Source organism: Bacillus sp. JZ109 (assembly GCF_053903135.1).
The window spans coordinates 1,112,672-1,135,875 of sequence record NZ_CP096388.1 but is presented as its reverse complement, the minus strand read 5'-3'; the positions used below and the strand labels follow the sequence as shown (position 1 = coordinate 1,135,875).

The following is a 23,204-nucleotide window of genomic DNA, read 5'->3' as shown; positions in this document are numbered from 1 at the left end:
AAACGATTCCGATGATTTTCGATATCTACATACCGGCAAATCTGTAAAAAGCTTGTTTCTTCCATTATATGTGAACACATGATCGGTAAGCTTGATGCATTGGATTCATTTTTCACCCAGTGACATTTACCTAGTCACCTATTTAGCATGTAGAAAACCTTTCCGTTCATATGTTCATATTCTGTTCTTATTTTTAGTGTATACGAGGACAAGCCCTAATGACAAACAACAAACTGCACTTGCTTGAATCAGAACATGTGTTGTGCTACGGTTACTGTAGAATTCATTTTAAAAAAGGGGAATATCAGGCTTTCGCATAGCAAGCTGACGGCCTAAGGGGGATTTATATGGCTAGTTTTCAATCATTTGGGATACCAGGACAGCTGGAAGTCATCAAAAAAGCGCTTGATCACGTGCGAGTCGGTGTGGTAATTACAGATCCCGCACTTGAAGATAATCCTATTGTCTACGTAAATCAAGGCTTTGTTCAAATGACCGGCTACGAAACCGAGGAAATTTTAGGAAAGAACTGCCGCTTCTTACAGGGGAAACACACAGGTCCTGCAGAAGTGGACAACATCAGAACCGCTTTACAAAATAAAGAACCGGTCACCGTTCAGATCCAAAACTACAAAAAAGACGGAACGATGTTCTGGAATGAATTAAATATTGATCCAATGGAAATAGAGGATAAAACGTATTTTGTCGGAATTCAGAAAGACATCACCAAGCAAAAAGAGTATGAAAAGCTTCTCGAGGATTCCCTCACGGAAATTACTGCACTTTCAACTCCTATAGTCCCGATTCGCAATGGCATTTCAGCTCTTCCGCTAGTCGGAAACCTGACAGAGGAGCGATTTAATTCCATTGTTTGCACATTGACGAATATCTTATCAACATCCAAAGATGATTATTTGATCATTGATTTATCCGGATTGGCCCAAGTGAACGAACAAACGGCCGACCAAATTTTCAAGCTGAGCCATTTGCTGAAATTGACTGGAACTGAGTTAATCATTACCGGCATTAAGCCTGAATTGGCCATGAAAATGAATAAATTGGATGCCAATTTTTCGTCGCTGAAAACATTTTCAAATGTAAAGGATGCCGTTAAAGTGCTTCCGATTATGTAAAAAGATCCCGCTCATCCGGCGGGATCTTTCAGATTGTTGACAAAATCCTAAAATGGTTTTCATTTTAGGATTTTGTCATCTTTTCAGCGTGATTGAAAACCCTTGAAGTCTAGGAAGGACGAGCATAGGAGCGGAGCGAATGTTCTAATTCGTGAGCACCGAAGCGCAGGCCTGACAACGAATGCGAGGGTTTGTCGACACGCTGAAAGATCCCGCTCATTCGGCGGGATCTTTTATTATGAAGAGATTGATGCCTGCTTATTTGTTTCTTTAGCTGATTTTATCCGTTTGTCATATAGAAGCGTTGTGGCAATACTGATCAGCAGCAATACCAACAGAGATAAAACAAGGGCCTTAATGCCGTAATGATCGACAAGCACTCCTCCGAACAGGGGACCAATCATTCTGCCGCCTGTCGCCGCACTGTTGACAAAGCCTTGATAAAAGCCTTCTTTCCCTTTAGGGGCGAGCTGATTGGCAATTGTCGGCACAGCAGGCCAAACAAGCATTTCTCCGATCGTCAGGATCACCATCGCAGCGAGAAACATCGGAAATTGCTTTGCAGTCAGCAGCATGCTGAAAGACACAATAAAAATGATAAAGCCGATGACCATTTGCGCTTTTAGCGACTCGGCCCATTTTTTCACCACAAAACTGACGAGCGGCTGGCCGAGCACAATGAGAATTCCGTTAACTGTCCACAGCACGCTGTATAAGGAAAGAGATATTCCAATGCTTTGTGTGTACGAAGCAATTGTGGTTGACCACTGAGAATAAGCCAGCCATCCGAGTACATAGCCTCCGCTTAAAATGATCAATGCGGCAAATTTTGCTTTGCTGTTCACAGCATCATAATCAAGCACGGATGTTTGGGATGCATCGCCCGTCTGAATATTTCGAAATCCGAAATATACAACAAAGAAAAAGATCAGATACAATACGGCATTTGCCAAAAATACATATGAAAACGAGAAAGATGCCACGACACCGCCAAGTGCTGAACCGACGGCCACACCCGCGTTTTGCGCGACATATATCGCATTAAATGCCTTCCTTCCCCCTTCAGGCCATACCGATCCCGCCATTGCGTAGCTGGCCGGAAAAACTACACCGGAGCCAAAGCCCACAATCGTCAGCAGCACAATATAGGTCGGCCAATCATGAAAAAAGACAAGGCCCATCAGGCTTGCTAACGTAATGGCTATCCCAAGCATAATCGATTTAAAACCGCCGATTTTATCAAACAAAAAACCTCCGCATAAATTACCAGCCACACTGGCGCCGGAGTTCAGCATCAGGACAAGTCCGGCTACCGTTAACGACTTTCCTAAATGATTATGGATATAAATCGTATTCAGCGGCCATAAAAAAGAAGCACCCGTCACATTGATAAACATTCCAATGACTAAAATTTTAAGAGCACGCGGCATACTTATCCCCCTTTCTTACCTAAAAAAGCTCATGAAAAAAACGAAACCTAAAACGGCTCCGTACGAATCCAGTTATCATAGCACATTCATTCTATCTATCTCTCTCACATTTTTCAACTGATGAGCGTGAAAAAATCTAACAAATATTGTTTGAAAAATGTAAAATAAATAGAAAAAGGGGTCATATTATGGAAATGGTATTAGCATTCTTAGGTTTTCTGGCATGTCTCATTGCACTGGGCTATAGATTATATCACTTTGTCAGATATGTACTGAAAAAGGAAAAACGTTTCTCCAAGAGACTTTTTTGGCCGCTTTTCATTGGAGGCCTTGTGCTGCTCTTTACCGGGGCAGCATTGGCAGAACCTGACACTTCCGCAGCAAATGCCGAGAAAAAATATTCAGCGCTAAACGCCGAATATAAAAACCTCACAAAAGAGCATGAAGAACTTGAGAAAGAATATAAATCTGTCAGCTCTGAAGCAAAGAAATTAATAGACAACAAAGAAGATCAAGACAAGCTTGAGAAGCTTAAAAACGAAAATAGCGATCTAAAAAAGACTCAGAAATCATTAAAAGCTGAGATTAAAGAGCTTCAAGAAAATCAAAAGCAGCTCAAAGAAGATGCAAAAACGGCAAAGGCTGAAAATGAAACACTCCGACAAGATAAAACAAAGCTTGAAAATCAATTAAAAGAGACGGAAAGCCAAACCGCCAGTTCTCATGAAGACACTGGAAGTTCTTCAAACAATACGAGTAAAAGTGATGAAACCAAAACAGCTGACAAAGCAGAAGGCTGTAATATCAAAGGAAGCAAAAACGGCATCTACCACACGCCAGGCAGTACATACTATGACCGGACAACCGATCCGGCTGAAATGTTTTGCTCAGTTGAAGAAGCTGAAGCCGCCGGTTATAGGGCGCCAAAACGATAAACAAAAAGCTCCAGAATGTCTGGAGCTTTTTCTGTTTCACAACGACGATTTAATGACCTTCTTATAATAAAGAACTGACAGAAAACCAAAAATGGAGTAGAGCGCAGTATATAACACCATCACCATAATCATAGGCGCCCATACCTCTGATCCGAATAAGAACCAGCCGGATTGGACGGCAAAGTAACTGTGGAAGAGGCCGACAACGAGCGGAATGCCGAAGTTGTACATTTGTTTGATGCGTATTCCCTTTATTAGGTCGCCCTGCGTAAAACCGAGTTTTCTTAAAATCGTATAGCTCGGTTTTTCATCTTCACTTTCACCCATTTGTTTAAAATAAAGGATACAACCTGATGTAATCAGGAACGTTAACCCTAAGAAGCCGACGATGAACATCACCATACCAAACAGTGATTTTTGCGCAGCGCTTGTATCCAGTCTTGATAAATGCTCGTTTTTCTTGTTCACCTGTTGAAAAAGCTCATTTGCTTTTTCCATTTGATCGTCATGTTTCACATTGACGCCGATAAATGTAGATTGCGCCAGCTGAATGCGGGGGTCCTTATCCTTGTTCAGCTGTTGAAACAGGCTGTCATCCACAATGACAGCGGGCATGCCCCCGCTTGTAAACGTGTAGGATACAAGAAACTCTTCTCTTAATCCTTTATATTTTAATGGCTGCGTCTCATGTTTGCTTTTTATTTTAATAACACCAGAGTCCTTGAAAACCATTATTTTTTGCAGCAAGTCGGTGTATCCTGAGAAAACGGCTTCTCCAGCCGCCACATCGACTCCTTTTACATCTTTGTCGCTAACAACAGCAAGCTGCATATTGCTGGGATCGCCCTGCATCTCTTTCGGAGTTCCATCCATGATATTTGCAATGTCAACATTTGCTTGCAGGACAGGTGTTGCCTTTTTTACAAACGAGATGTTGCTTTCCCTCAATCTGTTTTCAAATAACTTGGCATCTTTCTCATTCATGAATGAAAAATCAGCCGCTACATTTTGTTCAGCGGTCTTTTCTGACGAGTAATACGAGATATATGCAAGAGATAACAGCCCGATCGCAAGTGCTGAAACGGTTGTAATAATCGTCAGCAGCAGAGCATTCGATTTCATTCTGAACATGATTGATGACAGTGACAGGACCTCAGAAATATTTAAGTAGCCGCCCTTGCTTTTTCGAATGATATTCGAGATAAACGTAACTGATCCTTTATAAAACAAAAACGTCCCGATAATGACGCTCCCCAGAATGAAGCTCATCGCAACAAACAGTTCATTAATGGTCTTAAATTTTCCGCCAAACAGCTCAGAAGACACATAGTATCCTGTCAAAATCAACACGATGCCTAAAGCGCCGATTATCATTTGGAAAAATGATATTTTCTTTACTTTGTCTTCAGTGGAGGACGTTACTTTAAACAAAGATAAAATACTCTGTTTTTTGATAAACGTATAATTCATGATCATGATCAAAAGGTAAATGCCGCAGAACACAATGACCGTTTGGACCAAGGCCTGCTCAGAAAAATGCAGTTTCGCATCCGCTTTGACATCGACAATTTTGAACAGAATCATCAAGACAAGCTTCGATATCGAAAACCCGGCCGCTACCCCGATCGCTAATGAACCGAAATACAGCATGACATTTTCTGCACTTAAGATGCGGAAAATTTTATGCTTCGTCATTCCAATCAATTGAAACAGCCCGATTTCTTTACTCCGTCTCTTAATAAAAATCGTATTGGCATATAAAATGAAGATCGCCACTACAGCCACAAGCAAAATCGAAGCGGTTTTAATAGCCGCAGCTCCCTTGATCGAAGCCTTCACTTCGTTAATTGCTGGGTCATACTGCAGCGTGACAAAGGCGAAATAAAGCGCCACGCTAAAGATGAGCGCAAACACATACAGATAGTAATTACGAAGATTCTTTTTCAAATTTCGCAGGATGAGCTGATTAATGTTCATGCTGCACCCCGCCTAACACGCCTTGCGTTTTCATAATATCCTGGAAAAACGTCTGCCTGTCCTGGCCCCCTTTATTCAGCTGTGTATACATTTGCCCGTCCTTAATAAAAATGACTCTGCCGCAGTAGCTGGCTGCGACGGGATCATGGGTAACCATAATAATCGTGGCGTTTCGTTTTTGATTGAGCTGGCTCAGCTTATTTAATAGATCAGAGGCCGATTTCGAATCAAGCGCGCCGGTCGGTTCATCAGCGAAAATAATGCTCGGGTCATGAATAAACGCTCTTCCGGCGGATGTTCTCTGCTTCTGGCCGCCGGAAATTTCATTCGGGTACTTATCCCGCAATTCATATATTCCCAGTTCCTTTGCAACTTCCTCAAACTTGCGATTGGCTTCCTTTTTTGATAGTTTCGTGATCGATAAAGGCAGAAGGATATTCTCTTTCACTGTCAATGTGTCTAACAAATTGTAATCCTGAAAGATAAAGCCTAAATGCTGTTTTCTAAATTCAGCCAGCTGCTTTTCCTTCATAGCTGTCATGTCATTTCCATTAATATGAATGGTTCCGTGACTGACCTGATCGATTGAGGACAGTACATTAAGCAAAGTGGTTTTTCCTGACCCGGAAGCACCCATAATACTGACGAATTCGCCCTTTTCAATGTGAAGATCAATGCCCTTCAGCACTTCCTGTTTATTCAGCTTGTTTCCATAACTTTTTCGAATTTTATTCGCTTCTAAAATCACCATTTACGCAGTCTCCTTTATATTGGATAATCTCATTATAAAAAGGAATGCCGCGCTTTTCCTTCGATACGGCGAACAAAAAAGAAAAGCATGTGACATTTTCGTCACACGCTTATGACCCGTTCAAATTGATTCCGTTTCGGAAAGGTTAATGTAAAAACTGTCCCCGCACCGAACTCCGACTCAACATCAACATGAATCAATAACGGCGCCGCTGCTTTTTTCACCAAGTACAGCCCCATGCCAGTGGACGCTTGATTATGGTGATCTGTTGTGGATGTGAACCCTTTATCAAAAATACGCGGTACATCTTTTGGATCAATGCCCCTGCCACAGTCTTTCACTTGGAGCTTCGTCTGTTCCCCTTTTTGAAAGCTTTTGATCTCAATTTCAGAGGCTTCGCTGTATTTCACCGCATTTGTCAGCAGCTGCCTGATGATAAACGCCAGCCATTTTGCATCACTCAGCACTTCTTTGGCCTCGAGCTGTATGTCAAAACCGATCCCTTTTTGGATACACCACGATTGTAAATCTTTGATTTCTTTAAAGATCAAAGGCTGAAGCTGAATGAATTCTACTGACAGATCGTTTTCAATAAATGAAATGCGTTTTTGATGAAGCTGTTGATCAAGAAGCAGGTGAATACGCAGCCATTCATATGACAGCTGGGATTTCAAAGCTTTTTCTTCCATTCTGTCAATGATTAAATGCATTGCTGTTAATGGGGTTTTGACCTCATGAATCCATGCCATCAGTTCATCTTTTTCCTTTTCCAATGCTAAGCGATGCTGTGTTGCAGTCTGCTTCAAGTGTTTCGTTTGCCCGGCAATGCTTCTGTCAACGATTGCTTCAAATGGCGTTTCCGGTTCATTTATGGCAGTCACATCGAGATTGTTTTCCCATGTTTTCAGGCTTTTATAAAACGCGGTTTCTTTCCGATAGCGGAACCAAAGGAATATAACAAAAAACAAGATGCACAAATACACCATATAAAGCACATTTCCAAATGATATGGAAGGATCGACAAAAGCAATGAACAGCATCAAAGCCTGCTGAAACAAAAACGCGGCAATCCAGCTCCGCCTTTCGATAAGGAATGCTTTAATCATAGAACTTGTCCTCTTCCTTCGCGATGTAGCCCTGGCCCACCTTTGTCTCGATATATGCACCTAGCTGCAGGACCTCCAGTTTTTTTCGCAGGCGATTGACATTGACGGTCAGCGTATTATCACTAACAAAACGCTCATCGTTCCACAAGCTTCTGATCAGCTCTTCCCGGCTGACGATCTTGTTTTTTTGCTCTATTAGTTGTTTAAGAATGAACATCTCATTTTTGGTCAGTTCAACAGATCCTTTGTCATTGCTGACGAGGTTCTGCTCCGCGTCTACAGCAGCGCCGCACCACGTTTTAATCGTACTCGGCTCCGTATTATAATGGTGCACACGCCGGAACATCGCTTGGATTTTCGCAATCAGCACATCAAAATGAAATGGCTTTTGGATAAAGTCATCTGCCCCGAGCTGCATGGACATCACCATATCAGCAGGATGATCCCGGGAGGATAAAAAGAGAATCGGAACATTAGACCGGGAGCGGATCTGCCGGCACCAATGAAAGCCGTCAAATTTAGGCAGCTGTACATCAATAATGACACAATCAGGATTAACCGCCGCAAATTCCTGCAGCACCTGACTGAAATCCTGAATGCCGTATACATCATAGGACCATCCCGTTAAACGATCCTTGATTTCATGAAACAGCGATTCATCATCTTCAATCAGCAAAAGTTTAAACAATCAACTCACCGCACTTTTTCCTTTTTTATCAAGTGTATAGCAAAACGCTATCATGTGCTATAGAAAAAGCCGGCTGTCTCAGCCGGCTGGTTCGCATTATAGTTCTCTTCTCAACGCTGTCAGCACGTTGGTTTTTGTTGCTTTTCTCGCCGGGTTCATTCCGGAAATGACTGCGACCCCTCCGCAAATCACAACGGCAATGATCACAAGACTCGCCGGGATGTAGGAGAATGTGTAATTCAAGTCGCCCGCATCGCTTCCGCTTGTGGCCGCAAGAATCATCGGAACGGCCAGGTTGACAAGGTAGCTCACGCCGTAAGAAATGATAATCCCAATCACACAGCCTAAAATTCCGATATACGCGCTTTCCATCAAGAACATTCGGCGAATAATTGACGGGCTCGCCCCAATCGCTTTCATAATGCCGATCTCTTGCGTTCTCTCTGTCACCGCCATCGTCATCGTGTTAAAAATGCCGATCGCTGAAATGATAACTGCGATACATCCGACAAAGATCAGTCCGATTTTGAAGACCATGAAGAAGGTATTGGCTCCCTCAAGTTCGGTAGTCACTGATGTGACATAGTAACCGTCATCTGTTAGATCATTTGTCAGCTGTTCCACATTCTCAAACTTATCAGCAAAAACACCAATGTTCGTTTCAACATTTCCGCCTTTGAAATCTAAGAATTCCGAAAAATCTTTTTTGAATTGATCACTGATAAAAATGTTTGAGTCCTCCATCCAGTCTTGAGATGGTTTTTTTGTAATACCGACAATTTTAAAGTCATATGTTTTTGTTTTTGTAACATCCCCTGTTTTAGGATCTGTCTTCGATACACTTAGTTCTATTGTTTTGTTCAGAATATCTTTCGTATAGCCCTTTGGTTCTTTTATATCTTCTGGATTTCCTTTTGCTTCTTCGATTTTTTTGTTATATTCTTCCGATTCTTTTTTCGTCAATAATCTCTTTGCGAAGTCGTATCCTACTACGATTTCATTTTCTGACTTTGCGACTCTTCCCTTTTCCAATTCCATATTGGCCTTTAATTCATCATTCATATTAGTAAAAATGAGATTTGAGCTTTCATTTGTACGATTGCCTAAAGTAGCTTTGTTTGGTTCATACACTTGCGTTCTTTCTACAACTGACCTTACGTGATCATACTTCTCTAAATCAGCTTTTTTAATAGGCTTGTCTCCTTCCTTGCCCATTACACTGACTTTCGTTACAATCTGCTGGCTCATTGTCATATCTGTAATTGTCTTTTGAATCCCAAATCCAACGGACGACAGCACAACCAAAAACGCACACGCCATTGTTGTCGCAAGAATCGTCATAAAGACGCGAAGTCTGTTTTTCTTCATATTTCTTCTGATAAAATGAACCTGATCCTTAAACCTCAACGGTAATTCCTCCTTTTAGCACACCATCATGAAGCTGAAATTTTGAATGTCCGATAGAAGCGACTTCATCATCGTGAGTAATGATCACAAATGTAATGCCACGCTCACGATTCAGCTGCTGGATCAATTCCAGCACTTCATGTTCCGTTTCTGAATCAAGGCTTCCCGTCGGCTCATCCGCTAAGATAATCGAAGGATTTAAAATCAACGCTCGAGCAATACTGACACGCTGCTGCTGGCCGCCTGACAGTTCATTCGGATAATGAGCGGCGTGGTTTTCCAGACCGACGCGTTTCAGCATGTCTTGCACCTTTTGCTTCCGCTCAGAGGGCTTGATTCCTTTTAACGCCAGCGGCATTTCCACATTCTCATACGTCGTTAAACCCGGGATGAGCTGAAAGCTTTGGAAAATAAACCCGAAATGATCAAGCCGAAATTGCGCCCATTCCTTTTCATTAAACCCCGTAACATCAGTGCCATTAATGACAATCCGCCCTTTTGTCGGCGATATGTAGCCGGAAATCAAATTCAAAAGCGTTGATTTCCCTGAGCCGCTTCGCCCGACAATACAGGCGATCTCACCTTTCGCCACACGTAATGAAACATCCTTCAATACTGGAACTTCATTCTCACGGCCCTTTTTTCCGATCGTGAAAGAATGGTCGATATGCTGAACATCTATCATATGTTCTCTCTCCCTTACAAAAGTTTTGTTTTTTTATAAATCGCAAAATAACTAATCAAGAAACCGATTACCGCGCCGGCAGCCATGCCAATGAGATAGCCTGCAAAGCTTTCGCTGGCAGAAAATCCAAAGTAGCCGAAGCCCATGATTCCTATGATAATCACGATCATCTGCACCGGACGGTCAAGCGGCTTCCATAAGAAGAAGTACCCGTTTCTTTCATTAGATAGTTTGACAAAACTAATATAGCCGATGATGTAGAAAATGATAGTCATGATAGCCGGAATCACTAAATAATATGGTGAATTCTCAGCCCATTTCGAGTCTATATAAATTATCGGAATGAAATACTGCACCCATTTGGGTACTGGACCATGGATAAAATCGATTGATCCGCCAAAAAGGATCTCCAGGTTGATCGCAGGCAGGCTGATGAGTAAAAACGGCGAAATGGCCACGGTAAATGAGACTAGAAGCTGTGCGAAACTATTGCCTGTCAAAGCTCCTCCGGCCATAACCAAAGAATAAGCCAGCATGCTAACAATAATCATTCCCAAGCTGTAATTGTGAAAATAAACGGCCTGATCAGGCTTCAAAAACAAAATCAGTAAAACAGATAAAACATAACCTATGAGCTGCGGGATCACAATCACCATTCCGCTAGTAAAGAACTTCGCGTTAAATATCTGCCCTCGTGTATAAGGAAGGCTTAATGTAAAATCAAAAAAGCCCTTGCTTCGTTCAATCCCTAGCTGGCTGACCGCCAAAACGACTCCCCAAATCCAAAACAATGAGATAAATGAGCTGTTTAAATAATCAACGCTGAATACGCAGGGGCCGACCCAATTTTCTTTTCCAGTGACACAGCCTTGATAGATGAGATACATATTTAAAATTGATAATGGATTACCTAATATAAAAACCAAAATGGTGATAACTAAGGCGACTTTATTCTGCCGCCACTCTTTGTAAAGCAGTCCGGAATCCGGCAACTCACTTCCCTCCAAACCTAAGGCATTTCTTACACTTTTGTTTTCTTATAAATAGAGAAGTAGCTCACAAAGAATCCAGCCACTGCCCCAATGATCATACCCAAAATATAACCAATAATGGAATGTCCGGTATAGTATCCAAATAAACCAAATCCAAGGATGCCGAAAGCCATAACCAGAATTTGCACCGGACGGTCTAATCTGTTCCATAAGAAAAAGTGTCCGTTTCGTTCACTTGGATGCTTTTTGAAGCTTATCAAACCAATCAAGTAAAATAGAATGCTCATTACGGCTGGAATCAATAAAAGATATTTACTGTTAGTCATCCATTCATTTACAACGTAACTAATCGGTACTAGGTTCGATAAATTGCTTGCCAGAGAGAAATAACTCTCAGGGGAAGGGAACATTTCCCATATATTCACACCAAAAACAACTTCAAGGTTTCCAACCGGCAATGCAATAATTAAATACGGCAATATAGCTGCAGAAAACGCCGTTAACAGCTGGGCAAAAGCATTTCCAGTTAAAGCTCCGGCGGCCATCACCAGTGAAAAAGCCATAAAACTAATCACAATTACTCCAACGCTGCTGTGCTCAAAAAAGTAGACGTGTTCAGGGTTATAGACAACAATCAGCAGCCATGCGAGTAAAAAGCCAATCAATTGCGACAGCACAATCACAAAACCGCCTAACCAAAATTTCGTCTGAAAAATTTGGCTTCTGTTATACGGGAGGCTCAATATAAAATCCATCGCGCCTTTCGAACGTTCCATTCCCATGAAGCTGACCGCCAAAATGACACCCGGCACCCAGTTGATATCTATCAGATTGCTTACTCTATAATTGACAATAAAATCACAATATTGCGGGTCTTGATGAGCCAGACATCCTTGATAAGACAAATACGTATTCACAATAGAGAGCGGATTTGCCAGCACTAAAAACGCAATACTTAGCAAAATCACCACTTGATTCTGCTTCCACTCTCGATAGAGGAGACCTCGGTCTACCATCTCCGCTTCCCTCCAAACTTCGCAATGAACACTTCTTCCAAGTTGACAGGAAGCTCATTCCATACTTTTGGCTTCAGCTCTCTCAAAAAGCTCTTTTTCTCCTCATCGCTTTTCGGAATCAGCACTGTGTAAAACACGCCGGCCTGATCGAGCATCGGAATGTTTTGCTCTCTGATGGCCAAATTGACATCTGTATCGAAGGCCATTTGAATTTTAATGTATTCTTCTTTTAACTCATCAAGATCCATGACGTTGGTCAGCCTGTTATCTTCAAGAAAGCCAATTCGGTTGCACATCCGCTCTATGTCTTCAAGCCGGTGGGACGTAATCAGGATACTCGTATCACGCTCTGCCACTTCATCGACCATCAGCTGCAGCACATCATGTCTAGTTACCGCATCAATACCATCCGTCGGCTCATCAAGGAGGATCAGCGCCGGTCTCGCCGCAAACGACAGAACGAGCGACAGCTGTTTTTTCAAGCCTGTCGACAGCTCACGGTATTTTTTCGTTTCCGGAATTTCGTATCTGTTCATCAGCTCATTCGCGTACGTGACATCAAATTTCGGATATATTCTTCTCAGGATATCAACAAGCTGCTTGTATGTATACTTGTCGTAAAAAGGATTTTGAACAGGCATGTAGATGATATTTTGTTTGACCTTCGGGTGCTTTTTGATTTCTACGCCGTCAAATAAAATCGTTCCGCTGTCAGCGAAAATGATTTGCTGGATTAAGCGAAGCATCGTCGTTTTCCCTGATCCGTTGCGTCCAAGCAATCCAAAGATTTCTCCTTTTTCGATTGTTAATGAAACATCTTTTAATACTTGATTGCCGTCAATCGCTTTTGACAGCTGCCGTAGTTCAATCATTTTTTTTGCCTCCCTTCACATCAGCGCTGATTTCCTTTATCCATTCGTGCAGTTTTTCCAGCTCAACCCCTGCATAGTGTGCATCGATGATGAGCTGTTTGAGTTGCTCTTTAATCATCGTCATCTTCCCTTCAACCAGTGTCGTTTTTGCATTCTCCGATATATAGGTCCCTCTGCCCCGCAGCGTCTCAATAATCCCCTCTCGCTCAAGTTCTTTATACGCTTTGCTGACAGTATTCGGATTCGCAATAATGATCGTTGCCAATTCTCTGACAGAAGGAAGCTTATCACCAGGCTTCATGATCCCTTTCAAACAAAGCTCTTTCATTTGCTGAATAATTTGTTCGTAAATGGGTGTTGAGCTTCTTGGATCGATTTGAATCATTTACTTCCCTACTTTCTATACGATCTGAACCTTTTATAGATAAAAATGATCAATTATACTTTTTTGCCATTCAAAACCGATCATCACAAGAACAAGAAAAAAAGAACAAGCGATCACAGATGCCGCAATCAGCATTGGCACGTTACGTTTGTTTCGTTTTTTATGTTTCATAACTGCCTCCCTTAATGTCAATATATAAATGATTTTATATTAGTGTCTATAGTGTATTACTTCAATTAGTACACTTAATACAATAAATACTTTGACTCACAAAGTCAATCCTTTTTTTACAAAAAAACGGACCCTTTTAAAAGGGTCCGTTTTCCTACACATCAAGAGGGTGCTGCAGGATCATATTATTTTGCAAAGATTGAAGCTGAAGTCTCATTCTGTACAGCTGTTCTCTCTGCTGATCATTTGACGACAGCCATAGTTTATTCAAGGCATTTACCGCATCTTCTAGCTGCATTTGTGCATCACTATATTCTTGATCGTTATAATGCTCTTGTTTAGAAGCGATTTTCAGCTGTTCTTCAGCATAATCATAGGCCTGCATACATTGCTGGAGATGTTCATCTACTGATTGTCTTGTTGCCACAGTAACCCCTCCTCTTGGTAATGGAATTCATCCATCATTCATATTGTAGCCTCATCTGACTTTATTCAATAAAGTAATTTATGGTCGATATTCATTTGTTCTCTTGTGAAATGCGTGCTACAATTTTAGGATGCAATCGTACGCAAGGAGGCACATGAATTGTGATGCAGAACAATCCTTTTCCTTATTCAAATACGGAAAAACGCTATCATACATTGAATTATCATCTCAGAGAACATTTCGGCCATAAGGTGTTTAAAGTGGCGCTTGACGGCGGTTTTGACTGTCCAAATCGGGACGGCACCGTAGCCCACGGAGGCTGTACGTTTTGCAGCGCAGCAGGCTCCGGCGATTTTGCCGGGAACAGGGCCGATGATTTAATTACGCAATTCCACGACATCAAAAACCGCATGCACGAAAAATGGAAGGACGGCAAATACATCGCTTATTTTCAGGCTTTCACAAACACTCACGCCCCGGTTGAGGTGCTTCGTGAGAAATTCGAATCCGTCCTCGCTTTAGATGATGTGGTCGGCATTTCGATCGCCACACGCCCGGACTGTCTGCCTGATGATGTCGTTGATTACTTGGCAGAGCTGAATGAACGCACCTATTTGTGGGTTGAGCTTGGGCTTCAAACAGTTCATGAACGGACTGCACTTCTGATCAACCGCGCACATGATTTTAACTGCTATGTGGAAGGCGTCAATAAATTAAGAAAACACGGCATACGTGTCTGCTCGCATATTATCAATGGGCTGCCTTTGGAAGACCGGGACATGATGATGGAAACGGCAAAGGCCGTCGCAGATTTGGATGTCCAGGGCATTAAAATCCATCTGCTTCACCTACTGAAAGGCACGCCGATGGTCAAGCAATATGAAAAGGGAAAGCTAGAATTTCTTTCTCAAGATGATTATGTGCAGCTCGTGTGCGATCAGCTTGAGATCATTCCGCCTGAAATGATCGTCCACCGCATTACAGGTGACGGACCGATTGAGTTGATGATCGGGCCAATGTGGAGCGTCAACAAATGGGAAGTGCTTGGCGCCATTAATAAAGAGCTAGAAAACCGAGGCAGCTATCAAGGAAAGTTCTTTCAACGGCTTGAGGAGGAATCAGTGCTATGATTTTGAAGAAAATTCTTCCCTACAGCAAAGAACTGCTGAAAATGGCCGCGGGAGAAGGAGATATTGTCGTAGATGCGACAATGGGCAACGGACATGATACACAGTTTTTAGCGGAGCTTGTTGGTGAAAACGGCCATGTATACGCATTCGACATCCAAGAATCAGCCGTGGCCAATACAAAGGAACGGCTTGGTGACATATATCGAGCGCGAACAACGTTATTTCACAAAAGCCATGATAAAATCGCTGAATCCCTCCCGCCTGAAACACATGGCAAAGTGGCGGCCGCGGTATTTAACCTCGGCTATTTGCCAGGCGGGGACAAATCAATTACGACAAACGGCAGTTCTACGATCAAAGCCATTGAACAGCTTCTCAGCATCATGAAAGACGAAGGTCTAATTGTTCTCGTCGTCTATCATGGCCACCCGGAAGGCAAAGCTGAAAAAAACGACGTGCTCGAGTTTTGCCGGGACTTGGACCAGCAAACAGCCCGTGTATTATCATACGGATTTATCAATCAGCAAAATGACCCGCCATTTATTATCGCCATCGAAAAAAAAGCTCAGATCAGCAAATGATTTGAGCTTTTTTCTTTGAGTTTTTCATCCAGGACATTTTTTGAAATTTCCGGTAGGCTCTGCCGTTGATATAAAAGAAAAGGGAGGTTTTTCCGCTGGCTTTGATCAGCTTCTTTGCGAGCCGGCCCATTTCCTTTTGGCCCGCCACTTTATCATCTGACAAATAAACGCCAAGCAAGCCGCGATTGATTAAACGATGGAAGTTTTCATGCGGAATGCCTTGTAAATGCTCGTCAGCTTTATGGATAAAGTGTTCAAGCCGATTCATCATCTCTTCATGAGACTGATAATACGAGCAGAAATTCAAGTCTCCTTCCAGCAAGTCCTCCTCTTGATCAATCAAATAATCAAGAAGAATATGAAGGCCCTGTATGTAAGGAAAATAACTGTCGCGGATTTTTTTAGCGGTGCTTTCTGTGAAATCAGGCTGGAACGAATACGCAACCAGACAGAAAATGCCTAACGTTGAGCCTGCACAGGCTGAAAATTCATACCATTCCATCTCAGGCAGCTCTGATTCATATTGAGTAAACCACTTTTCAAGCCGCGGAACACGCTCATGCTCAATAACGTGCTTATGCACCTGCAAATCGCAATAATAGCCGCACAGTTCAAGCAGATAAGGTTTAATCATGTCATAGTGCTCAATGGAGCCGAGAACACGCTGGCACGTTTTAACCAGTTCATGCAAATATCCGCTGTCATCCTGTTCTTCCCTGAATTGATAATAGTTTTGCAGTTCCGCCCCAACTGTCAGTGCATCCTGCATTGAGGCATGGAGCATCCGAAAATCCTGCGGGTCCAGCGAGGTGCTGCGGTCACACAGATTGTCCAAATAATCACTAATCGTTTGATACGCGATGATAAACTCGACACATTTCTGTTTTTGGCTGCCTGACAATAAGGCCAGTATGCCGCCGCCTTCACAGTGAAACGTTTTGTCCCGAATACTTGCGGTTGCCTGTGCTTTCAATTCACTGTTATGAATCGATTCTGATTTTTGCTTCCATATGTCCAGCTCTTGATGAACGAGCGGAAAAATATCTCGATATACCTTTGCCATCAATCCAAAAGGATGTTCCGGTACTGTCAACACATGCACCCCCTACTAGTTCAAATATATTGATCAGTAAACGCTCTTGCTGCTTTAAAGACATCTTCTCTCTCGGGTTCATTGAAGATCTCATGGTAAAGCCCTTCCCACTCTCTGTATGCTTTATTATGAGAAGCAACACCATTAAACCACTTGATGACCATCGTTTTGTCAACAAGCTTGTCATCACCGGCTTGCATCACAAGAAGCGGAACTTTCAAAAATGCCTCTGTCGGCACCATTGCCGATTCAATTGTCTTTAAAAGCTCTCTGTACCATCTGACAGAAACTTTCCTGACGTATAACGAATCATTTTGGTCAGCTTCGATGACGTCCTCATTGCGCGTCGCCATATCAATTGATAATCCCGAATCAACCTTAAGTGACGGAGCGATGACATTCAGGCCTTTTGATGCAAGATCAAGCGCTTTATTCACTTTAATTTGCAGTCCGAGACACGGTGATGATAAAATAATTCCCGTAATCTTGGGATTTCTTTGCTGTTTAATCCATTCAATCGCGACCAGACCGCCCATGCTGTGACCTAGAAGAAAAACCGGCAGATCAAAAGTTCGCGCTTTATCTATCCAAGCATCTACTTCATCAATGTATTCTTGAAACGAGCGAATATGCCCTCTCGCTCTTGTCGTTGTTCCCTGTCCAGGCAAATCGCCCATGACAACGTGATAACCCGAGGACCGCCACATTTCAATCAGCCATTTATATCGTCCGTGATATTCACTTGCCCCGTGAATAATTACAATCACGGCAACAGGTCTGTCTGCTTTCCAGGTCCACATGCTCTTCACCTCATACGAAATTTAAATAGAGAAAGAAGGATGAATCTTATGATCTACCCTTATAAGGAACACAAGCCAGATATCCACCCAACAGCCTTTATAGCTGATAATGCAACAATTACCGGTGATGTCGTGATCGGAGAACAGTCCAGCATTTGGTTTTCTGTTGTCATAAGGGGAGATGTTGCGCCGACCAGAATCGGAAACAGAGTCAATATCCAGGATTTAAGCTGCCTCCATCAAAGCCCGAACAAGACGCTGCTCATTGAAGATGACGCCACGATAGGCCATCAGGTTACACTTCATAGCGCTGTTATCCGCAAGAACGCCTTAATCGGCATGGGCTCAATCATTTTAGACGGAGCCGAAATTGGCGAAGGCGCTTTTATTGGTGCCGGCAGTCTTGTCCCGCCTGGAAAAACCATTCCGCCTGGCCATCTCGCCTTTGGCCGCCCTGCAAAAGTCATCCGCCCTTTGACGGAAGAAGACCGAAAAGATATGCAAAGAATACGGTCAGAATATGTAGAAAAGGGCCAATATTATAAATTTCTTCAACAAACATAAGACCTGCTTCGTCTTACTTTACCATTTTTCAAATTATATTTGAAAGCAATAACCATCGTTAACCCGGACGTCATCACAGTTCGGGTTTCGATTTTTCCATAAAACGTTCACATATAGCATGAAACGTATGACTTTTATCTTATCACAAAACTATAAACAGCCTCTGCAAACACACATACCTATTCTTTCCTGTTCTCTATTTTCTATGAGCACACACAAAAAGAGCCCACTGGGAGCTCTTTTTGTCAGCTGATATTTCGTTCGCTGGCAGCAGCCGCATTTTTTTTGTGAAACCCTTTTCCATAGTACACAGCCAGCAAGATGAGAAACCATATCGGCCCGATAATCACGGCTACTCTTGTATCAGGGCTGTAAGCCATAAGAATGACGACGAATGCTAGAAATGCCAATGACACATAAGACGTAAACGGAAATAAAGGCATTTTGTACTTTAATTGTTTCTTTTCTTCCGGCTTCAAACTTTTCCTGTATTTTATTTGAGAAAGCAAAATGATTGCCCACGTCCAAATCGCTCCGAAGGTCGCAATACTTGTAACCCAAGTAAATACCTTCGCAGGGACAACATAGTTTAACAGCACTCCGACTAATAAAGCGCCCGCTGAAGCCAGAACAGCTTTACCCGGGATGCCGCCTTTCGTCAGCTGACCGTATGCTTGTGGCGCCTCTTTCTGTTCCGCCAAGTTAAACAGCATCCGTCCTGTGCTGAAAATACCGCTGTTGCATGAAGACAGCGCGGCAGTCAACACGACAAAGTTAATGATACCTGCGGCCGATGGAATGCCCACTTTTTGAAATGTGAGAACAAATGGACTTCCTTGAGAGCCAATTTCCTGCCACGGATAAATAGACATAATGACAAATAAAGCGCCTACATAAAAAATCAAAATCCTCCAAAATACTGTATCGATTGCTTTGGCTAACGATTTTTGCGGGTTTTTTACTTCGCCAGCCGTCACCCCGATCATTTCAATCCCTAAATAGGCGAACATGACCATTTGAAGAGACAATAGAACCCCTTTTAAACCATGAGGGAAAAATCCTCCGTTGTTCCACAAATTGCTGATTCCAGTGGCAATGCCCCCATTGCCGACTCCTGCAATAATCATCAATAAACCGACAGCAATCATGGATAAGATCGCAACAATTTTAATCAATGCGAACCAAAATTCCAACTCACCGTAAGCTTTGACAGCCAGGAAATTAACACCCGTCATAATGACCAGCGCCGATAATGCCCAAATCCAGTTTGGCACGTCAGGAAACCAGAACCCCATATAAATACCGACAGCAGTAATTTCGGCCATACAGGTGACAACCCATAAAAACCAGTAGTTCCACCCTGTTAAATAGCCTGCAAGCGGTCCCAAATAATCACGCGCATACCTGCTGAAGGAGCCTGCGACCGGTTTTTGAATGGCCATTTCCCCAAGCGCTCTCATAATAAAAAACATGACCAGGCCGCTTGCGGCATACGCTACCAAAATACCAGGCCCTGCTAATTGAATAGCTGATGCGGAGCCGAGGAACAACCCTACTCCTATAGCAGCTCCTAAAGACATTAAAGAAATATGCCTTTCTTCGAGTCCGCGGTGCAGCTCTTGTTTTTGTTTTTGCATGCTTCTTCTCCCCTAGAAAAAAATATCATTATATCATTTTTCTGAATATTCCGTACGGATTGGGTAAATCAATGATGATGGAGAAATAAAAGGATAACAACAAGGCTTTCGACTACTCGAAAGCCTTGTTGTCTGTTACACAAAGATGACTTCTTTAGGCTGATGGCTCAGCTCTTCAGGCATATACCGTTTTTCAATATTGATGCTGTGCCAGATCATAAAGATCAGTACAGTCCAGATTTTACGGCTGTTATCAGCCTTGTCCGCACAATGGTCTTCAAGAAGCTGAAGGACATAATCCTTATGGATATAAGCATCCGTTTGGCTTTCTTGAATAATATTCCGCACCCATTCGTTCATTTCGTTTTTCAGCCAATGACGGATCGGTACAGGGAAACCGAGCTTTTTGCGGTTTAATACATGCTCAGGCACAATTCCTTCAGCGGCTTTGCGAAGAAGATACTTCGTCGTGCCGTTCTTCGTTTTCAGCTCATCAGGAATTTTTGAAGCGACGTCGAATACGACTTTATCCAAGAACGGCACACGCAGTTCCAAAGAATTCGCCATCGTCATTTTATCCGCCTTTAACAAAATGTCGCCGCGCATCCAAGTGTGGATATCGACATACTGCATTTTATTGATATCGCTGTACGAGCTGCTTTCCGTAAAGTAAGTCTTCGTCACATCGCGATATGAAAGGTTCGGATTATAATGCTTCAACAGCTGCTTTTTGACAGACTCTTCAAAGATTTTCGCGTTACCGATATAACGATCTTGAAGCGGAGTACAGCCGCGCTCAAGCAGGCTCTTTCCTCTCATACCTTCAGGCATAACGGCAGCAACGTGCAGAAGCATCTTTTTCAAGCCGGACGGAATCCGTTCAAACGGTTTAAGCGAAAGCGGTTCACGGTAAATGTTATATCCGCCGAAGAGCTCATCCGCTCCTTCACCTGATAAAGCAACCGTAACATGTTTTTTCGCTTCTTTTGCAACAAAGTACAACGGAATCGCTGCCGGGTCAGCTAGCGGGTCATCAAAATGCCATACGATCTTCGGAAGCTCATTCATGTATTCCTCAGGCGAAATGACTTTGCTGATATTTTCGATGCCCAGCGCCGCTGCCGTTTCTTTCGCTACATCAACCTCACTGAAGCCCTGCTGTTCAAAGCCGACAGAGAATGTTTTTAAGCTTGGATGAAATTCCTTCGCAACAGACACAATAAAGGAAGAATCAATCCCGCCAGACAGGAACGAACCGACAGGAACGTCACTTCTCATATGAACGTTTACAGAGTCATAGATCGCGTCTCGGACTTCTTTCACAAGCTTGTCTTCTTCAGTCTGAACCGGCTTGAAGTTCGCTTTGAAATACGTTTTGAATGTGATATCGCCGTCCGGGCGGATTGTGAATTGTGAACCCGGCTCTACTTTTTTCACATGGGCATCAAGCGTGCTTGGTTCAGGAACAAATTGGAAAGACATGTACTGCTGCAATGCCTCTTTATCTATTTCAATATCATTCTGAGCAACCATTAAACTTTTTCTCTCTGAGGCAAAATAAACCTGATCATTGATCGTTGTGTAGTACAACGGTTTAATGCCGAATGGATCTCTTGCCCCATAAAGCACATGATCGTTTTTATTCCAAATCAGAAAGGCAAACATACCGCGCAGTTTGGACGCCGCTTCTTCTTTATAGTGACGGTAAGTCGCAAGAAGAACCTCTGTGTCCGAATCCGTGTTGAATGTGTACCCCTTTGCTTCAAGCTCTTCTCTCAGTTCAATATAGTTATAGATTTCTCCGTTAAAGATAATCCAATATGTTTCATCTTCATATGATAAAGGCTGTCCGCCATTTTCTACATCAATAATGCTGAGCCGTCTGAATCCGAAGCCGACGTGCTCATCATGGAAATATCCATCACTGTCAGGACCGCGGTGAACGATCATTTGGTTCATTTGTTTGATTAGTTCTTCTTGATCAGCGGTTTGAGCTAACGGATGCTTGTTAAAAACCCCGACAAATCCACACATAGTATTGCCTCCATAATTAAAATTGTCATCATTGAACCCCTATTTATAGACGCTGTGAATAGTATTTGGTTTCACAGTTATGTAAAAAAATAAACATGAATACAACGATAAAAAAGGGAAAGCCGCTTAACCAGTAAGCGGCTATAAAATTATTCTCCTAACGCTTCTTTACGCAACTGCTCCGCTTTGTCTGTGCGCTCCCATGGAAGGTCAACATCGTGACGTCCAAAGTGGCCGTACGCAGCAGTTTGTTTGTAGATCGGACGGCGCAAATCAAGCATTTTGATAATGCCGGCAGGTCGTAAATCAAAGTTATTGCGAACAACTTCAATCAGTTTTTCCTCAGAAGCTTTTCCGGAACCGAATGTGTTGATTGAGATTGACACAGGCTGTGCAACACCGATCGCGTAAGCAAGCTGTACTTCGCAAGAATCAGCAAGCTCAGCCGCAACGATGTTTTTCGCAACGTATCTTGCCGCATAAGCTGCAGAACGGTCTACCTTCGTCGCATCCTTACCTGAGAACGCGCCTCCGCCGTGGCGTGCATAGCCGCCGTACGTATCAACGATGATTTTGCGTCCTGTAAGTCCCGCATCCCCTTGAGGGCCTCCGATTACGAAACGTCCTGTAGGGTTGATGAAATATTTTGTTTCTTCATCAATCAGCTCTTCAGGAACAACCGGATTGATGACATGTTCTTTAATGTTGCGCTGAATTTGCTCAAGTGTAATTTCAGGATGATGCTGAGTTGAAATAACAATCGCGTCAATGCGGACTGGTTTGTTATTTTCATCGTACTCAACCGTTACCTGTGTTTTGCCGTCAGGGCGAAGGTACGGAAGAATATCTTCTTTACGGACTTCACTTAGGCGGCGGGCTAATTTATGGGCAAGTGAAATTGGAAGAGGCATAAGCTCTTTCGTTTCGTTGCACGCATAACCGAACATTAATCCTTGGTCACCCGCACCAATCGCTTCAATTTCTTCGTCGCTCATTGTGCCTTCACGGGCTTCAAGCGCTTGATCTACGCCCATCGCGATATCAGCAGACTGCTCATCAATTGATGTTAAAACCGCACAAGTTTCCGCATCAAATCCGTATTTTGCACGTGTGTATCCGATTTCTTTAATGGTTTGGCGAACCGTTTTCGGAATGTCAACATACGTAGAAGTTGTGATCTCTCCGCTTACAAGAACCAAACCTGTTGTCACAGATGTTTCACAAGCAACACGCGCGTTAGGGTCTTTCTTTAAAATTTCATCTAAAATGCTGTCAGAAATCTGGTCACAGATTTTATCCGGATGCCCCTCCGTAACAGATTCTGATGTAAATAAACGACGATTTTTACTCATGATTTGCTTCCTCCTGCACAAGGCCTCCCGAAAGACCT

23 protein-coding genes are annotated in these 23,204 nt (G+C 42.9%); 5 read left to right on the top strand and 18 right to left on the bottom strand.

Annotated features, from left to right (window positions below; translation table 11 throughout):
* Positions 1 to 347 precede the first annotated feature (347 nt).
* Complete coding sequence (locus M1D94_RS05830; RefSeq protein WP_049140998.1) at positions 348 to 1,133, top strand: blue-light photoreceptor; 786 nt, start codon at positions 348 to 350, stop codon at positions 1,131 to 1,133.
* Positions 1,134 to 1,369: 236 nt separating this feature from the next.
* Here M1D94_RS05830 and M1D94_RS05825 read toward each other — a convergent pair whose 3' ends face one another.
* Positions 1,370 to 2,563: an MDR family MFS transporter gene (locus M1D94_RS05825; RefSeq protein WP_064670874.1), complete on the bottom strand. Its 1,194-nt coding sequence runs from the start codon at positions 2,561 to 2,563 to the stop codon at positions 1,370 to 1,372.
* Positions 2,564 to 2,751: 188 nt separating this feature from the next.
* Here M1D94_RS05825 and M1D94_RS05820 point away from each other — a divergent pair, with 188 nt between their 5' ends.
* A complete protein-coding gene (locus tag M1D94_RS05820) occupies positions 2,752 to 3,498 on the top strand; it encodes a sunset domain-containing protein (RefSeq protein ID WP_456270453.1) in 747 nt (248 codons plus the stop codon).
* A 36-nt stretch (positions 3,499 to 3,534) separates the two neighbouring features.
* Here M1D94_RS05820 and bceB read toward each other — a convergent pair whose 3' ends face one another.
* The 12 genes from bceB to M1D94_RS05760 all read right to left on the bottom strand — a co-directional run bounded on the left by bceB (position 3,535) and on the right by M1D94_RS05760 (position 13,975).
* Positions 3,535 to 5,475: an FtsX-like permease family protein gene (gene bceB, locus M1D94_RS05815; RefSeq protein WP_213419803.1), complete on the bottom strand. Its 1,941-nt coding sequence runs from the start codon at positions 5,473 to 5,475 to the stop codon at positions 3,535 to 3,537.
* Positions 5,465 to 6,226 carry a bacitracin ABC transporter ATP-binding protein BceA gene (gene bceA / locus M1D94_RS05810; protein ID WP_103803281.1) on the bottom strand — a complete coding sequence of 254 codons (762 nt, stop codon included), beginning with the start codon at positions 6,224 to 6,226 and terminating at the stop codon, positions 5,465 to 5,467. Before bceA ends, bceB begins: the two co-directional genes overlap by 11 nt.
* 101 nt (positions 6,227 to 6,327) lie before the next feature.
* Positions 6,328 to 7,332 (bottom strand): two-component sensor histidine kinase BceS, encoded by a 1,005-nt coding sequence (gene bceS / locus M1D94_RS05805; protein ID WP_424926213.1) that lies wholly within the window; start codon positions 7,330 to 7,332, stop codon positions 6,328 to 6,330.
* Entirely contained in the window at positions 7,325 to 8,020 is a 696-nt protein-coding gene (gene bceR / locus M1D94_RS05800; protein ID WP_038828831.1) for a two-component response regulator BceR, read from the bottom strand. The genes bceS and bceR overlap by 8 nt, the downstream gene beginning before the upstream one ends.
* 96 nt (positions 8,021 to 8,116) lie before the next feature.
* Positions 8,117 to 9,427, bottom strand: a complete 1,311-nt coding sequence (ytrF, locus tag M1D94_RS05795) for an ABC transporter permease YtrF (RefSeq protein ID WP_015251399.1) — start codon at positions 9,425 to 9,427, stop codon at positions 8,117 to 8,119.
* Positions 9,417 to 10,112, bottom strand: coding sequence for an ABC transporter ATP-binding protein YtrE (ytrE, locus tag M1D94_RS05790; RefSeq protein WP_014477726.1), 696 nt, complete (start codon positions 10,110 to 10,112; stop codon positions 9,417 to 9,419). Before ytrE ends, ytrF begins: the two co-directional genes overlap by 11 nt.
* Positions 10,113 to 10,126: 14 nt before the next feature.
* Positions 10,127 to 11,104: an ABC transporter permease YtrD gene (gene ytrD, locus M1D94_RS05785; RefSeq protein WP_172850137.1), complete on the bottom strand. Its 978-nt coding sequence runs from the start codon at positions 11,102 to 11,104 to the stop codon at positions 10,127 to 10,129.
* A gap of 29 nt (positions 11,105 to 11,133) precedes the next feature.
* Positions 11,134 to 12,120, bottom strand: coding sequence for an ABC transporter permease YtrC (gene ytrC / locus M1D94_RS05780; protein ID WP_426841826.1), 987 nt, complete (start codon positions 12,118 to 12,120; stop codon positions 11,134 to 11,136).
* Positions 12,114 to 12,992 (bottom strand): ABC transporter ATP-binding protein YtrB, encoded by an 879-nt coding sequence (gene ytrB, locus M1D94_RS05775; RefSeq protein ID WP_003229123.1) that lies wholly within the window; start codon positions 12,990 to 12,992, stop codon positions 12,114 to 12,116. Before ytrB ends, ytrC begins: the two co-directional genes overlap by 7 nt.
* Positions 12,985 to 13,377 carry a GntR family transcriptional regulator YtrA gene (gene ytrA, locus M1D94_RS05770; protein ID WP_003229121.1) on the bottom strand — a complete coding sequence of 131 codons (393 nt, stop codon included), beginning with the start codon at positions 13,375 to 13,377 and terminating at the stop codon, positions 12,985 to 12,987. Before ytrA ends, ytrB begins: the two co-directional genes overlap by 8 nt.
* Before the next feature lie 33 nt (positions 13,378 to 13,410).
* Entirely contained in the window at positions 13,411 to 13,548 is a 138-nt protein-coding gene (locus M1D94_RS05765; RefSeq protein WP_003229119.1) for a hypothetical protein, read from the bottom strand.
* A 154-nt stretch (positions 13,549 to 13,702) separates the two neighbouring features.
* The gene (locus tag M1D94_RS05760; RefSeq protein ID WP_003229117.1) at positions 13,703 to 13,975 is read right to left on the bottom strand and encodes a YtzC family protein; all 273 of its coding nucleotides are present in this window, start codon (positions 13,973 to 13,975) and stop codon (positions 13,703 to 13,705) included.
* A gap of 161 nt (positions 13,976 to 14,136) precedes the next feature.
* Here M1D94_RS05760 and M1D94_RS05755 point away from each other — a divergent pair, with 161 nt between their 5' ends.
* A complete protein-coding gene (locus tag M1D94_RS05755; RefSeq protein WP_070547664.1) occupies positions 14,137 to 15,105 on the top strand; it encodes a TIGR01212 family radical SAM protein in 969 nt (322 codons plus the stop codon).
* Positions 15,102 to 15,686, top strand: coding sequence for a class I SAM-dependent methyltransferase (locus M1D94_RS05750; protein ID WP_128740658.1), 585 nt, complete (start codon positions 15,102 to 15,104; stop codon positions 15,684 to 15,686). The genes M1D94_RS05755 and M1D94_RS05750 overlap by 4 nt, the downstream gene beginning before the upstream one ends.
* On the opposite strand, the gene tbcS is transcribed toward M1D94_RS05750, so the two are convergent.
* Both tbcS and ytpA read right to left on the bottom strand, forming a co-directional pair.
* On the bottom strand, positions 15,676 to 16,779 hold the full coding sequence (gene tbcS / locus M1D94_RS05745; protein WP_033882168.1) for a tetraprenyl-beta-curcumene synthase: 1,104 nt from the start codon (positions 16,777 to 16,779) through the stop codon (positions 15,676 to 15,678). The genes M1D94_RS05750 and tbcS overlap by 11 nt on opposite strands.
* A gap of 20 nt (positions 16,780 to 16,799) precedes the next feature.
* Complete coding sequence (ytpA, locus tag M1D94_RS05740) at positions 16,800 to 17,579, bottom strand: phospholipase YtpA (protein WP_003229109.1); 780 nt, start codon at positions 17,577 to 17,579, stop codon at positions 16,800 to 16,802.
* 48 nt (positions 17,580 to 17,627) lie between these two features.
* On the opposite strand from ytpA, the gene M1D94_RS05735 reads away from it, so the two are divergent.
* Positions 17,628 to 18,143: a gamma carbonic anhydrase gene (locus M1D94_RS05735; RefSeq protein WP_014477735.1), complete on the top strand. Its 516-nt coding sequence runs from the start codon at positions 17,628 to 17,630 to the stop codon at positions 18,141 to 18,143.
* 245 nt (positions 18,144 to 18,388) lie between these two features.
* Here M1D94_RS05735 and alaP read toward each other — a convergent pair whose 3' ends face one another.
* The 3 genes from alaP to metK form a co-directional block, all read right to left on the bottom strand.
* Entirely contained in the window at positions 18,389 to 19,780 is a 1,392-nt protein-coding gene (gene alaP, locus M1D94_RS05730; protein ID WP_003229105.1) for an alanine permease AlaP, read from the bottom strand.
* Between the two features lie 135 nt (positions 19,781 to 19,915).
* Complete coding sequence (asnB, locus tag M1D94_RS05725; RefSeq protein ID WP_004398625.1) at positions 19,916 to 21,814, bottom strand: asparagine synthase (glutamine-hydrolyzing); 1,899 nt, start codon at positions 21,812 to 21,814, stop codon at positions 19,916 to 19,918.
* A 149-nt stretch (positions 21,815 to 21,963) separates the two neighbouring features.
* Positions 21,964 to 23,166 carry a methionine adenosyltransferase gene (gene metK / locus M1D94_RS05720; protein WP_003229102.1) on the bottom strand — a complete coding sequence of 401 codons (1,203 nt, stop codon included), beginning with the start codon at positions 23,164 to 23,166 and terminating at the stop codon, positions 21,964 to 21,966.
* Between the last annotated feature and the right edge of the window lie 38 nt (positions 23,167 to 23,204).

What these genes read in the sequence shown, in the direction of transcription:
- M1D94_RS05735 (WP_014477735.1), top strand. Translation starts at nt 17,628, where the DNA reads ATGATCTACCCTTATAAGGAACACAAGCCAGATATCCACCCAACAGCC.
- M1D94_RS05820 (WP_456270453.1), top strand. Translation starts at nt 2,752, where the DNA reads ATGGAAATGGTATTAGCATTCTTAGGTTTTCTGGCATGTCTCATTGCA.
- ytrB (WP_003229123.1), bottom strand. Translation starts at nt 12,992, where the DNA reads ATGATTGAACTACGGCAGCTGTCAAAAGCGATTGACGGCAATCAAGTA.
- bceB (WP_213419803.1), bottom strand. Translation starts at nt 5,475, where the DNA reads ATGAACATTAATCAGCTCATCCTGCGAAATTTGAAAAAGAATCTTCGT.
- bceS (WP_424926213.1), bottom strand. Translation starts at nt 7,332, where the DNA reads ATGATTAAAGCATTCCTTATCGAAAGGCGGAGCTGGATTGCCGCGTTT.
- ytrA (WP_003229121.1), bottom strand. Translation starts at nt 13,377, where the DNA reads ATGATTCAAATCGATCCAAGAAGCTCAACACCCATTTACGAACAAATT.
- M1D94_RS05830 (WP_049140998.1), top strand. Translation starts at nt 348, where the DNA reads ATGGCTAGTTTTCAATCATTTGGGATACCAGGACAGCTGGAAGTCATC.
- M1D94_RS05750 (WP_128740658.1), top strand. Translation starts at nt 15,102, where the DNA reads ATGATTTTGAAGAAAATTCTTCCCTACAGCAAAGAACTGCTGAAAATG.
- bceA (WP_103803281.1), bottom strand. Translation starts at nt 6,226, where the DNA reads ATGGTGATTTTAGAAGCGAATAAAATTCGAAAAAGTTATGGAAACAAG.
- asnB (WP_004398625.1), bottom strand. Translation starts at nt 21,814, where the DNA reads ATGTGTGGATTTGTCGGGGTTTTTAACAAGCATCCGTTAGCTCAAACC.
- alaP (WP_003229105.1), bottom strand. Translation starts at nt 19,780, where the DNA reads ATGCAAAAACAAAAACAAGAGCTGCACCGCGGACTCGAAGAAAGGCAT.
- metK (WP_003229102.1), bottom strand. Translation starts at nt 23,166, where the DNA reads ATGAGTAAAAATCGTCGTTTATTTACATCAGAATCTGTTACGGAGGGG.
- ytrE (WP_014477726.1), bottom strand. Translation starts at nt 10,112, where the DNA reads ATGATAGATGTTCAGCATATCGACCATTCTTTCACGATCGGAAAAAAG.
- ytpA (WP_003229109.1), bottom strand. Translation starts at nt 17,579, where the DNA reads ATGTGGACCTGGAAAGCAGACAGACCTGTTGCCGTGATTGTAATTATT.
- M1D94_RS05825 (WP_064670874.1), bottom strand. Translation starts at nt 2,563, where the DNA reads ATGCCGCGTGCTCTTAAAATTTTAGTCATTGGAATGTTTATCAATGTG.
- M1D94_RS05765 (WP_003229119.1), bottom strand. Translation starts at nt 13,548, where the DNA reads ATGAAACATAAAAAACGAAACAAACGTAACGTGCCAATGCTGATTGCG.
- ytrC (WP_426841826.1), bottom strand. Translation starts at nt 12,120, where the DNA reads ATGGTAGACCGAGGTCTCCTCTATCGAGAGTGGAAGCAGAATCAAGTG.